This is a genomic window from Streptomyces camponoticapitis (genome assembly GCF_014646115.1).
Lineage (GTDB): Bacteria > Actinomycetota > Actinomycetes > Streptomycetales > Streptomycetaceae > Streptomyces > Streptomyces camponoticapitis.
Window position 1 is genome coordinate 116,400 of the sequence record NZ_BMMV01000010.1, and the last position, 12,851, is coordinate 129,250.

The following is a 12,851-nucleotide window of genomic DNA, read 5'->3' on the forward strand; positions in this document are numbered from 1 at the left end:
GAACGGATGAAGGCGGTCCCGGAGAAGGGCGGCAGCCCCACCCGGCCCGGCTCCCCCGCAGCCTCCCGGGTGGACGTCTCCCGTACGGAGACGGCTCCCGCGCGTCGTCAGGACCGCCGCGGCCTCCAGCGTCTTCAGAGCGCGGCCGGGAACGCCGCGGTCTCGCGCCTCGTCGCGCAGCGGTATACGGCTCCGGTGAAGCCGTCCCCGGCGCAGGCGGCCGGTTTCCGCAAGGTCAAGGCGGATGTGGCGGCGAAGAAGGCGCGCGTCGCCGCACACCCGCCGGCGGCCGGTGAGGCGAAGGCCTCGCAGGATGCGGCGGTGGCGCCGCCGGACGACAAGGAGGCCCAGGGCAAGGCCGCGAACGCCGAGAAGATGAACGAGGCGAAGCCCGGCGAGTTCGACAAGAAGGCGTTCGTCGACGCGGTGAACAAGGCGATCGACGCGCAGGCGCCGAAGAACCTCGACGAGGCGGACAAGTTCTCCGAGTCGGGCAAGGCGGACCAGGTCAAGGCGGAGGTCGACGGGAAGGTCACGGACGGCAAGGAGTCCTCGGCCAAGGACATCGACACCGCGACCAAGGCGCCGCCGGACACCTCGGCGGCCAAGGAGAAAGAGGTCACCCCCCTCACTCCGGACCGGCCTCCGGCCAACCCGGGCGCCCCGTCCGCGTCGGACGCGATCCCGGAGAAGCAGCCGGCGGCGGTGACGGACTTCTCGGAGGGGCCGACACAGAACGACCAGGCGATGGCCGACGCGGAGGTCACCGAGGAGCAGCTGGCGAAGGGCAACGAGCCGGAGTTCAACGAGGCGCTGTCGGCGAAGAAGACGTCGGAGGCCGACGCGGCGAAGGCCCCGGCGAAGGGGAGGGCGGCCGAGGAGCAGCAGCTGTCCACGGCGAAGGAGGGCGCGGCGGCGTCCGGTGCCCAGGCGATGACCGCTCTGACCGCGACGCGTGACGCGGCCGGGAAGCAGGTGGACGGCGGCAAGGGCGACACCAAGACGAAGGACGAGAAGAAGCGCGCCGAGGTCACGGCGAGGCTCCAGAAGGTCTACGACGGCACGAAGAAGGACGTCGAGGAGACGCTGTCGGGCCTGGACAAGAAGGTCGACACGGCGTTCACGTCGGGGGAGAAGGCGGCGCGCGACGCGTTCACGGCGGACCACAAGCGCCGGATGAAGAAGTACAAGGACAAGCGCTACTCGGGCCTGATGGGCAAGGGCCGCTGGGTGAAGGACAAGTTCGCGGGGCTGCCCGAGGAGGCGAATGACCTCTATCAGGAGGCGCGCAAGCTCTACGTCTCGAAGATGCAGACGGTCATCTCGTCGGTTGCGGACATCATCGGCACCGAGCTGGGGCGGGCGAAGGCGCGTATCGCCAAGGGCCGCGCCGAGTTGAAGGCGGAGGTGGACAAACTCCCCGCCGATCTGAGGGCGTTCGGCGAGGAGGCGGCGAAGGACTTCGCCGGCAAGTTCGACGACCTGGAAGCGACGGTCGACGAGAAGTCGGAGCAGCTGGTCCAGGACCTGGCGTCGAAGTACACCGCGGCGCTGAACAAGATCGACGAGGAGATCAAGAAGCTCCAGGAAGCGAACAAGGGCCTGATCGACAAGGCGAAGGACGCGATCGTCGGCGCGATCAAGACGATCAACGAGCTGAAGAACCTGCTCCTGGGGATCCTCGCGAAGGCCGCCTCCACGATCATGAAGATCATCAAGGACCCGATCGGTTTCCTGCGGAACCTGGTCACGGCGGTCGGCGCGGGCCTGAACCTCTTCATGACGAACATCGCGGACCACCTGAAGACCGGGGTGGTGTCGTGGCTGCTCGGCACGGCGGTCAAGGCGGGCCTCGAACTCCCGCAGAGGTTCGACCTCAAGGGCATCATCCAGCTCATCGGCTCACTGCTGGGGCTGACCTGGGACATCATCCGCGCCCGCGTGACGCGCAAGGGCGTCCCCGAGGAGGCGATGTCCAAGGTCGAATCCTCGGTCCCGGTGGCCGGGAGCCTTGCCCGCGAGGGCCCGGCGGGCGCGGTGAAGGAGATCCAGGCGGAGACGGGTGACCTGAAGGCGACGATCCTCTCCAAGCTGACGACGTATCTGATCCCGACGGTGATCATCGCGGGGATCACCTGGATTCTCTCCCTACTGAACCCGGCGTCGGCGTTCGTCAGGGCGGTGAAGGGGATCATCGACATCGTCACGTTCATCGTGACGCAGGGCGCGCAGATCGTGGAATTCGTGAACGCGGTGCTTGACGCGGTAATCCAAATCGCGAACGGCGGCCAGGCGGGCGTCCCCAAACTGGTAGAGGCGGCCCTGGCGGCCAGCGTCCCCCTCCTGATCGGCTTCCTCGCGGCCCTGCTGGGCATCGGCGGCCTGGCGAACAAGGTCAAGTCGGTGTTCCAGTCGGTCTCCCGCCCCGTCACCCGGGCGATCGACAAAATTGTCGACTTCATAGCGAAGCGGGGCAAAGCGCTGTGGGTCAAAGGGAAGGGAGGAAAGGGAAGGAACAGAGACAAAGGTGATGGGCAGGACTCGAGACCGAATCGCCCCGGTCGCACCGGCGCCGACACCAGTAAGGCACAGGACAAGAAACCATTCCTGTACACCCTCCCGAAGAGAAGATTCCGCACGGCAGATTCTGAAAGCCATACGCTTCTCTTCAAGGAAATGGGAAACCGCAGAGAACTGACGGTCCACAGCACGCCAGTTTCGATAACCGATTATCTGGCACGCTGGAAGGACTCCCTGCCAAGCGTTTCTCCACCCGACAGAACGACCCAGGAATCCGCGCACAGCAACGCACTCAGGCAGCACGACGAAGTAATGAGCGCGGAGCGGGCGCTACCAACGAGGAGGTCTGTCGCAGCCAGTCATCCCAACATGCAGGATCGCTTTGATGAGCTGGTACTCAAATTTGAGCGGCTGGCCGAACTCCTGTCCCTCCAGAAGAAGCCGCTGCCACCACTTCCTCCTCCCGTACTCCCACCGTTCCGAAACAGTGTTCTGGCTACGAATTTTACCGCCCATTACATAGTGTGGCCACCTCCCGAAGGTCAGGTCTCCACAGCGAACAAAGGGCTCACACTGAAGGGCTGGCGTTATGTCGATGCCAGAAACCTTCAGGGCCCGCAGGAATACTGGCTGAAAATGCATCTCCTTCCTGGTCGACTAGGAGGGATGGCGACCGACTCAAATCTTGTGCCGGCACGCCAGAGCGTAAACAATCCAGACTTCTTGACAAAAGTCGAGGAGCCTGCTCATTCATTTCTTGCGTCCTCGAATGAGCATCCAGGGAACCCAGCGATCTGGTACCAAGTAAAGGTTGAGTTCGGGCACGGAGCGCGATATGAGGGCTTCCCGAGTCTCATAGACGTCTCCTGGGGGACTTACGACAGTGACGGCAGCCAATGGATACGCAGGCAAACCCCTTCGGGGTCATACTCAGACCCTCAAAACCCCCCGCCGAATACAGCTGTCCAGACGATCAGCCTCAACACGGCCGGAGAAGCGAGAATCGCTTCCCGCATGGGTGGGGAGGAATACCTTTATTTTGCGCGCCAGGTTGTTTTACTCCGAAAAAATTCCCAAGGAATACAAGAACCTTACGACTCGGTTACCGACCTGGAAGACCGGCTGGAGGCATGGAACCAGTCAAAACCCACCCCATGGGCCGATCTACCTGTGATGCTCAACGTACTTAAATCTGTAATTCGACTTGGAAAGATCACGATTCCCTGAACACTTCGAAATTCCCGCGAGAGGGGCAACTGTGACCGAGCTGAGCACTATCGAGCAGAAGTTCGTCCAGGTAACAGAAGATCTCATTGCATCCCCAGCGGTGACTGTACTTTCCAGTAATCAAGGTGATCTCCTCAAGCGAGCCGGGGACGCTCAAAAGGTGTTCGAGCAGCTTGCTTCTCAGGGCTACGCCGTCCTCCCCGAGGAGATGCGGCACTGTTTTATGCGATTCCGAGATGTCGGAGCTCATTGGCAAGCACCCGATCCAGAATCGGAGATAGGTGGCGAATTCAACCTGCTCCACCTTTCCGAGAGTATACGAATGGGTCCACCGCCATGGCACAACCGCAGCGAATGGAGCCCCGAACAGCAGGACCTATTTTCTCGATTCCGGATTTTCGACACCCACTTTCAAAGCGGGTCAGGTACCCTGGGAAGTCTGCGGATGATGCCGTTCGGTGTGACGCCGGAGATTTGGTTCTACGACAATACCCGAGGGCCGTTCAAGCTGCATATTAACTACTGCTCCTACCTTGACAATATCCGAATCACCAAAGGTGGACACTATTGGCAGTACCTCTTCTCGGACATATCCCTGACGGAACCGGGCAACACCTACATCGCAACTTACTTAAGGAAATTACTTGACTTCCTGCAGATTGAGTTCCCTGATGTCGAGTACGGCCCTCTTCTTGATCGCTTATCACTAAAGACCTCGCACTGAGCCTATTTCATCCTGAATAGTTGCACGTTCAAACAGTTGCTTGCCGAGTCAGGGAACGCCCACAGATTCACCGACACGGCTCTGTGCACGGTGCGTCACGGTCGGACGGCCGTGTCGATGCGGCCCGGGGCGCGGGGGTGTCGGAACCTGGCGCGCGCATGGGCGGGAAGCTTCACGCTGAGCGCTACCCGGAGCAGTTTTCTGATTGCAGGACGCTACGATCATGTGATCGTTTCCGGCTGCTGCCCCAGCCGCCGTTGCGTGGTGGAGGGACCCCCGTGCGCAGATATCCGATCGCCGACAGGACCGCACTGTGACAGACCAGAACAGTTCTGACAGCTCACCAGGTGACGTCGGGTGGCGAAAGCGCCACGCTGCCCGCGTATTACGCGGATACCTGCCATGGGGAAGCCGACTTCCGCCGGCCGAACGGATCGATGCGGCCCCCGGTGCTGCGGACCAACGAGAGTTGGAGTGCCAGCGACGTCCATCCCTCTTTTTCTCGAACAGGAAGTCCATGAACGACGCCTCTGTCCGCTTTGAGCTTGTGCGCCGCGGCTATGACAGCGAACAAGTGGACGACCTCGTCACCCAGGTCGTCGGGGACCGGGACAAGGCTCTGGCCCGCATCGCCGCGCTGGAGCAGCGCATCGGAGAGCTGACCGTCGAGACGGAGAACGCCCAGCCGCACGTCGTCGAAAGCTCCCCGTCCTTCGCAGGCCTGGGGGCCCGCGTTGACGAGATCCTGTGGTTGGTTGAGGAAGAGGCCGCGGAACTGGGTGAGGAAGCTCGCGAGGCTGCCCGAGACCACCACAAGGTCGCCAGCGATGCGGCCGAACGGATACAAACCGAAGCCGAGGCGTACATGGCGGATCTCAAGACCGCCAGCGATCGGGAATGCGCGCGGATCGTGGAGAAGGCCCAGGCGGAGGCCGACCGCCTGTACAGCGAAGCGCACGAGAACGCGCAGGCCACAGGCCAGGAGGCCGACGGCTTATTCGAAGACACCCGCGCCAGGGCCGCGCACGCCGCAGCCGACTTCGAGGCCAAGCTCGCCAAACGCCGCCAACAGGCGGGGAACGACCTCGCCTCCCGCCAGTCCGAAGCTGAAGAACGACTCCAGCAGCTCCAGCAACGCGCCGAGCAACTGCGCCTGGAAGCTGAGAAGCGACACAGAGACGCCGAGCACCAAGCCCGTCAACTTACACAAAACGCGCGCCACCAAAGCGACGAGGCCATCTCTGAAGCGAACGCCATGGCCGTCCGGATCCGCACCGAATCCGAACGCGAACTCGCCGCTCTCGCCAACCGTCGCGACAGCATCAAGGCGCAGCTGACCAACGTCCGCGCCATGCTCGCCACACTCACCGGCCCCGCCGTGATCCCGGACACCGGTGATCACGACACGACCGACCAGATGATGGCCTGACACGAGCGCACTGACCAGGCCACAACCGCCGCCGACAGCCAGGTCAGCGTGCCGCACGCAGCGACAAAGGCATTCGTAGTGGACGCGCTCGGTCCGCACCGGCACCCTGCGCAAGCTGGCCATCAGCGTCTTCCGCCAGGACGCCGGTCGAATCTCGCCGCCGCCCTCCGCCAAACCGGCCGCGACTACCACCGGCCCCCACGAGCCTTCGGTCCCTCGTGACGAACCTACAGATTTCGATCACGCTATGACCCGGAGTGCGGGATGCCTTCGTCATTGTTGCCCCGGCCTGTACTCGACGGTGAGCGTCAAGTAGCCGCGCGTGTCCGGGTAGCGTCCTCGACCCTGCATTGGCTGCAGATGTGGTGCGGAGCCCGACGCCAGTGGCGGGCGACCTAAGGCCCGTTGTCACCGGCGGGCGCACGACGACAGCCGCGGCAACGGTGACTGAGTGCAAAGCGAACTTTCTACTAGTCTATGTATTAGACTGCAGTCATGAGCGATGAAGTCAACTACGGGGTCGGTGAAGGCCCCACTGCCAACGTCTCCGTCAGCCTGCACTCGGGGAACATCGCCGCGGTTCGTGCGCGCGTGGGGAAGCGGGGCTTCTCGGCCTACGTGGACGCCGCCGTGCAGCGTCAGATCGAGCGTGACAACCTTGCCGAGCTGACCGCCGCGCACGAGGCCGAACACGGAGCCTTCAGCGATGCCGAGATCGATGCTGCCCGTGCCCTCCTGCGTGGAGACGCCGACGGCGGAGTGGGGAACGCGGCATGACGAGTCGGTCGGGGACGCTCGTGCTGGACTGCGACGGGCTTTCCAAGGTGGTGGCCGACGACCGTGAGGTCATGGCTTTGGTGCGCGGCGCCGAGAAGGAGGACATGAGGGTCGTCACCAGCGTCCTCACCCTGATCGAGGCACATCACTCGCGGGTGAACTCCGCTCGGTTCAACTGGGCGGTCTCCCGGCTCAACGTAGAACCCGTGACCGAGGAGATCGGTCGTACGGCGATGGCCTTGCTCGTCGACGCGGGCCTTCATGGGCACAAGTACGCGATCGATACCGTGGTCGCCGCCACCGCGCTCCATGCTCCGAAGCCGGCCGTCGTTGTCACCTCCGATCCGGAAGACCTGGCCATGCTCTGCGGGGATCGGGTCCGCATCGTCAAGGTCTGACGCCCCAGGTCCGCTCAGCCCTGCACCAGGCTCAGATACGGGCCGAACTCCGAGGCCAACGTCAGCCGGCCCAGTTTTTGGTACTCCCGTTGGATCGCGTGGATCAGCGTTGACATCGTTACTGGGGTGTTCGTGTCCGCCGACAGGTACGCCGATGTCACCGCTATCGAGCGGATGTTGCCCCCTGCCAGCTCGAAGTTGGACGCGCAGAAGTCCAGGTCCAGGTCCTTGCCCCTCGGTAGCAGCGGGCCCAGGCAGCGTTCCCAGAGCAGGAGGCGTTGCGTGGGGTCTGGGACCGGGAAGTCGATGACCAGGTCCAGGCGGCGGGTGAAGGCGTCGTCCAGGTTGGCGCGGAGGTTCGTCGCCAGGATGGCCAGGCCGTCGAAGGACTCCATCCGTTGGAGCAGGTACGCGCTCTCCACGTTCGCGTAGCGGTCATGCGCGTCCTTCACGTCCGAGCGTTTGCCGAAGATCGCGTCCGCCTCGTCGAAGAGCAGCACCCCGTTCACGCCCGCCGCTTCCGTGAAGATGCGCTCCAGGTTCTTCTCCGTCTCGCCCACGTACTTGTCGATCACCGTCGCCAGATCGACCGTGTAGAGGTCCAGGCCCAGATCCGCCGCGATCACCTCCGCCGACATCGTCTTCCCCGTGCCCGAGTCGCCCGCGAACAGGGCCGAGACGCCTCGGCCCCTGCCGCCTCCCGGGCGCATGCCCCACTCGCCCAGCACCCGGTCGCGGTGGCGCGCGCGGGCCGTGAGTTCGCGGAGTTGGGCGTGGGTGTCGGGTGGGAGGACCAGGTCGTCCCAGGTCACCGTGGGCTCGATGCGGCGGGCGAGACGGTTTAGGCCCGCCGCGTTCTGGGCGCGGGCTCCCTGGCGTACATGGTCGGGGGTGAGCACTCCACCCGCGAGGCGCGCAGTCTGGGCGGCGGAGCGGGCCGCGCCCGTTACCTGTTCCGGAGTGAGGAGGAAGGGGGCCAGTAAGTGGTCCGTGTCGATCGTGGGCGGGACCGGCGCCGGGGCGCACTGTTTGTACGCGTCCGTCCACAGGGCACCGCGTGCTGACGGTTCCACCCGTGGGGCGTGCAGGAGCAGTGGGGGAGAGGCGGACCACGACGCGTCCCACGGGGACCGGCCCACCAGGATCGTGGGGATGTGAGTAGTCGTCAGAAGATGCAGAAGGCGGGGGTGTTCGCGCGATACCGCTTCCAACGGGGCGCACACCAGGCCCGCGTTCGTCAGCCGCGCCTCGCGGACCAGGGCCCGTACCGCCTCCGCCGGCGCCGGATCCTCGGCCAGCCGTGCCAGGTCCAGGCCCAGCACGCCGAGGCCCGCCGTCGTCAGGGCGGACGCGGCCAGCGCCGTACCCGCGCCGCCCTGGTCCTCGCTGAGGTACGCCAGTTGGACGCCGTCGGCCAGCACCCCGGCGAGCGGTGCCGGGTCGCCGACGCCCCGTACCGCGTGCCACGGGGCCAGGAGATCCGCCAGCCGAGGGTCAGGGGTGTCATCGCCCAGGAGGTGGGCCGTCACCCGGTCCGGCACGCGCAACGCACGGCTCAGGAAAGGCCGTTCAAGGTCCTCCACCAGCAGCAGTCCACCCGCCCGCAGTGGGGATCGGGCCGCCAGCCGCGCGCGGGCCGCGTGGTCCGCGGGGGCCGAGCCGCACAGGCCGAGAGCCAGGCCGACGGACGGGCGGCGACGGGTCACGTCGTCGTTCAAGTAGCCGTAGAACGCCTCGAACCGGTCGTCCAGGTCCGGTACGAGCGCGATGAGCAGGATCTCGATGTCGAGGGGGGTGAGGCCGAACTCCGCAGCCAGAGAGGTGAGTCGGGAGCCCGGTACATCTGAGATCAGCTGCTCGTCGGGAGGCGGGAACGACCTCGCCCCCTCCTCGTCCAGCAGCCTCGCGACGTTCTCCTCCGTCAGATACAGGCCCCTGAACGCGTCGTCCGGATCCGGGTCGGTGCGCTGCCTGGCCTCGACTGCCCGGCGGACGCGCTGCTCCACCGCGACCGCCCGCGCCAGCAGGTGCCGCAGGCTCGTCACACGTCCTCCGGCGTCGTTCCGCGCGTCTCTGTGATGCGGACCGCGCCGGACGACCGCGGCGCCCCCGGCTCCCGGTGCGGCCGACCCGGCCGGGACCCGTACACCGGCAGTCCCTTACGACCCGGCTGGTCCTGCGTCTCGCCCGACGCCCGCTCGGGTACGTCCCCGAACCGTGCCCGAAGGCCCTCGTCACCCACCGGCGGACCCGTCTCGTAGACCGGCGACGACGTCACCGGGACGCTGACCACCAGGTCCAGCGAGGGCTTCAACTCCCCGCCCAGCGCGCTCCACACGTCCGCGAACGAGCGGTCCTCCGGCGGTGGCAGCGCGATCGACAGCGGGACCACCGCCCCGATCTCCGCCAGGGAGCCCGTCAGCCGTTCCGGCGGCAGCGCCTCGTACCGCAGCAGGCACGCCAACAGCGAGGACAGCAGCCGGTGTTCGTCCTCCGGGCGCTTCGTCCACGCCGTGATCAGATACGACAGCTTGAAGTAGCGCGGCGGGCGGCGGCGGGCGACGATCGCACCGCGCTCGTCGTACTCGTTGTGCAGGCCGCGTTCGCGCCGGCGCATGTCCTCGCGGATGTCGTAGAGATAGAGGTTGACCATCGGCGAGTTGACCTTGGCGGCCCACTCCCTCGTCGGTGCGTCGAAGACCACCGTGATCTGGCCGCCTTCGAGAACCTCCGCGCGGATCAGGCTCCGCAGGACGTCGTCCACCTCGTGGATCATCCGGAGGTCCGCCCCGTCATGAGCGGCCCGCGAAGTCCGGTGGCTGAAGGTTGCGTTGGACCACCAGGACCGGTTTCTGGAGCCGGGGCAGGTCCGTGGCGTCGGCCCGCAGCACGCGCGGACCCAGCGTGTCCTTGCGCAGCACCAGCATCTGCACCTCGAAGGTGCCGTCACGGCTCACCCGTACACCCGCTCTGTCGGCCGTGATCCCGAGGGACCAGGTGAGACGAACGGTCTCGCCCGGCGGATAGTCCTTGCCCCGCGCCAGCACGGGCTGGCCCGGCTTGGCGACCAGTGGGGTCACCTCCAGCGAGGGCTTCAGGACGCGCAGCCGGTCCGTGTCCCTGTTGTTCGCCGCGCGGGGGTCGGGCAGCGCGCCGCGCACGGAGGCCCGTACGTCACCGGTGATCGCCGCGCGATAGGTCGCGGTCTGCGTTACTTCGATACGACCTCCGGCGGGGATCGTGCATGGGCGCGCCGCCGTGCAGCGGTTCAGTGCGGGCAGTGTCCGGTCGGCGGCACGGGACGGCGCGGGCCAGGTTGCCGTGAGCACGACCCCCCTCGCCGCGTCGGGTCCCGCGTTGGTGACCGTGAACCGGGCGCGGGCCGGGCGGCCGATGTACGGACGGTCCGGGCTGACGTCGGCCTGTACCGCGAGGTCCGACGATGGCGGCACGGGAGGCTCCAGCACCTCGAACCGGGCGGTGTCCGTACCGGTGTTGCCCGCCATGTCCGTGGCCGAGCAGCTGACCGTGGTCACTCCCACCGGGAAGAGCGCTCCAGACCCGGGATCGCATGTCACCGGCAGCTCGCCGTCCTGGGCGTCGGTGGCGGTGGCGGGGAAGTTGATACGAGCTCCGTCGTCGTTCTCCGCCCTGACCGTGCGGTCGTCCACGGTGACGACCGGGTCGTTGATGTCGTTCACGGTGATGCTGATCTGTTGTTGGAAGTCGGGATCCGGTACGGCGGCCGGGCCGAGCGTGTCCGTCCCCGGTATTTGGGCGCCGAGCTGGAGGAACTGCACCGTGCAGGTCAGGGTCGCGCCCTGGGGGGCGTCGGCCGACACGTCGACGTTCTCCGTGAACTGCGCGGTTTGGCCGCTGGTGAGCTGCCTCGTCGGCGGGTCCAGCGTCACGGTGAGATGGGGGTCGCAGTCGTGGAGCTCATGGCCCACGGCGGTGGGGAGATTGTCGAAGCCGTCGATGATCGCCTGGGCCACGTCGGTTCCCTCGATGCCTTCCAGCAGCCGGCCACCGGTGGCGTTGATGATGCGGGTGGCCTGGCCGCGGGTGGTCGGCGGAATCTCGATGTAGTTCGGGTTCTGCGGATCGTCGGCGTCGCCGTTGCCGTTCAGTCCGTCTCCGATGGTGGTGTCCACGTCGACGCCGATCACCCGGACGTTCTTGTCCTGCAGGTCGGCGATCGTGTCGTCGATGGTGTGGCCAAAACTGGGCGCGTGGCTGGAGGCGTCGCTGACCAGGACGACGACCGGGCTGGAGCCCTCCCGGAACACCGTCTGGCCTCCAGCGCCGTTGGCGATCTGCCACAGACCGTTGATCCAGTCCTCCGAAGGGCCCCGGCTGGCGCCCCCGAGAATGGTGTCGAGTCTGTCAACGCCCTGCTCCTGCACCAGAACGAGATCGTCCGTCAAGCCCTGGAGGACTTGGAACCCCGCGTTGACGTCGCCCTCCTGGTCGCCGAACGTGGCGACAGCGAAACGCGAATCGGGCTGCTCGGCAAGGATCTTCTCGGTGATGTCGGGCAGGTTCCGCTGGACGCTCCCGATCGAATCCGCCATGCTCGCCGTGCCATCCACCAGCAGGACGACTTCCGGCTTCGGCGGAATCGTCGGCGTCAGCACCTGCTTCTCCACCCCCGTCGAACCGCCCGGGTCGAGCGCCTCGTCGAGGGTCGCGGGCGTCACCCACGGAACCGGAACGGCCGCGGCTCTCCCCGGTCCTGCTTCCGGCCCCGTCGCGGACACCGCCGACGCCGGCGCGAGACCGGTGGCCAGCAGGAGCAGGACGAGACCCGCCGTGCGGCGGCGCCGGGGCCGCCCGCCCGGGAGGCTCCGCTCCCGCGTTGCCGGATCCCGCTGAAACCACCGCACGCTGTTCCTCCCCGTCCCCTACGTCACCGGGCATGCCACCGCGCCTGCACGGTCCCGCACAACCCCCGTACGCACAGCGGAAGTCGAGCCATTCCGACGGGAAGGGGCAACTGCCCTTTGGGGCAATGCGCGTAGATCAAATAAGACCCTGGCGCATCGCGTACGCCACCGCGTGCGAGCGATTGCGCAATTGCAGCCGGGTCATCACGGAATGCAGCACGTTCTTGATCGTGCGTTCGGAATAGGCCAGCTTCGTCGCGATGTCCGCGGTGTCATAGCCCTCGGCGACCAGCCTCAGCACGTCCACCTCACGCGCCGCCAGACCGGTGAAGTGCAGACCGCGCGGCCCGAGCACCTGACCCTGCAGTCTGCCGACCTCTTCGAGGAGACGTCCAAGCAGGTCGGAGGGGAGATGCCCCTCGCCCCGCGCCACCGTCCCGATGACATGCACCAGATGCTCCGGTGTCGACTCGGACCGTCTGACCACACCGGCGACGCCGCACTCCGCCGCGCTCACCAGCTTCTGCTCGTCGATGTTCGTCGTGACAAGAACGGTGCGGCAGGCGGTCGTGCGCTGGATGTGCCGCAGCGTTCGCAGCGCGTCCTCGTCGATCGCGTCCACGACGATGACCACGACCTGCGGAGACGCGTCGTCGTCCCACTCCATGACGCTGACCTCGGGACGGGCCCTCAACTGACTGGCCACGCCCGCCTGGGATATCGGATCTTGAGCCCGTAAAGCGACAGTGGTGCGCTCCATGCGAATGCTCCCCCTGGGCAACAGCCGGAAGCGTCACAGGAAGGCACAGGCCTCACAGCTGTAATTGGTCGCCCCACCCGTTGTGAGGCGGACTGAAGATTCCCGTGTTACCCGACAAGGAAACTGAAAG

The 12,851-nt window shown here is 66.2% G+C and carries 9 protein-coding genes; 5 read left to right on the forward strand and 4 right to left on the reverse strand.

Going from position 1 to position 12,851, the window contains the following annotated elements:
• Nucleotides 1-6 precede the first annotated feature (6 nt).
• From IEY79_RS17470 to IEY79_RS17490, 5 genes are all read left to right on the forward strand, one after another.
• Nucleotides 7-3,747: a phage tail protein gene (locus IEY79_RS17470; RefSeq protein WP_229700932.1), complete on the forward strand. Its 3,741-nt coding sequence runs from the start codon at nucleotides 7-9 to the stop codon at nucleotides 3,745-3,747.
• 31 nt (nucleotides 3,748-3,778) lie between these two features.
• Complete coding sequence (locus tag IEY79_RS17475; protein WP_189108419.1) at nucleotides 3,779-4,471, forward strand: hypothetical protein; 693 nt, start codon at nucleotides 3,779-3,781, stop codon at nucleotides 4,469-4,471.
• A gap of 517 nt (nucleotides 4,472-4,988) precedes the next feature.
• A complete protein-coding gene (locus IEY79_RS17480; RefSeq protein WP_189108420.1) occupies nucleotides 4,989-5,900 on the forward strand; it encodes a cellulose-binding protein in 912 nt (303 codons plus the stop codon).
• A 495-nt stretch (nucleotides 5,901-6,395) separates the two neighbouring features.
• A complete protein-coding gene (locus tag IEY79_RS17485; RefSeq protein ID WP_189108421.1) occupies nucleotides 6,396-6,677 on the forward strand; it encodes a hypothetical protein in 282 nt (93 codons plus the stop codon).
• Complete coding sequence (locus tag IEY79_RS17490) at nucleotides 6,674-7,075, forward strand: type II toxin-antitoxin system VapC family toxin (protein ID WP_189108422.1); 402 nt, start codon at nucleotides 6,674-6,676, stop codon at nucleotides 7,073-7,075. The genes IEY79_RS17485 and IEY79_RS17490 overlap by 4 nt, the downstream gene beginning before the upstream one ends.
• 14 nt (nucleotides 7,076-7,089) lie before the next feature.
• Here IEY79_RS17490 and IEY79_RS17495 read toward each other — a convergent pair whose 3' ends face one another.
• The 4 genes from IEY79_RS17495 to IEY79_RS17510 all read right to left on the reverse strand — a co-directional run bounded on the left by IEY79_RS17495 (nucleotide 7,090) and on the right by IEY79_RS17510 (nucleotide 12,721).
• Nucleotides 7,090-9,120: an ATP-binding protein gene (locus tag IEY79_RS17495; RefSeq protein WP_189108423.1), complete on the reverse strand. Its 2,031-nt coding sequence runs from the start codon at nucleotides 9,118-9,120 to the stop codon at nucleotides 7,090-7,092.
• Nucleotides 9,117-9,851, reverse strand: coding sequence for a Pvc16 family protein (locus IEY79_RS17500; protein WP_189108424.1), 735 nt, complete (start codon nucleotides 9,849-9,851; stop codon nucleotides 9,117-9,119). The genes IEY79_RS17495 and IEY79_RS17500 overlap by 4 nt, the downstream gene beginning before the upstream one ends.
• 16 nt (nucleotides 9,852-9,867) lie before the next feature.
• Entirely contained in the window at nucleotides 9,868-11,775 is a 1,908-nt protein-coding gene (locus tag IEY79_RS17505; RefSeq protein WP_229700933.1) for a DUF11 domain-containing protein, read from the reverse strand.
• A gap of 322 nt (nucleotides 11,776-12,097) precedes the next feature.
• The gene (locus tag IEY79_RS17510; protein ID WP_189108425.1) at nucleotides 12,098-12,721 is read right to left on the reverse strand and encodes a helix-turn-helix transcriptional regulator; all 624 of its coding nucleotides are present in this window, start codon (nucleotides 12,719-12,721) and stop codon (nucleotides 12,098-12,100) included.
• Nucleotides 12,722-12,851 lie beyond the last annotated feature (130 nt).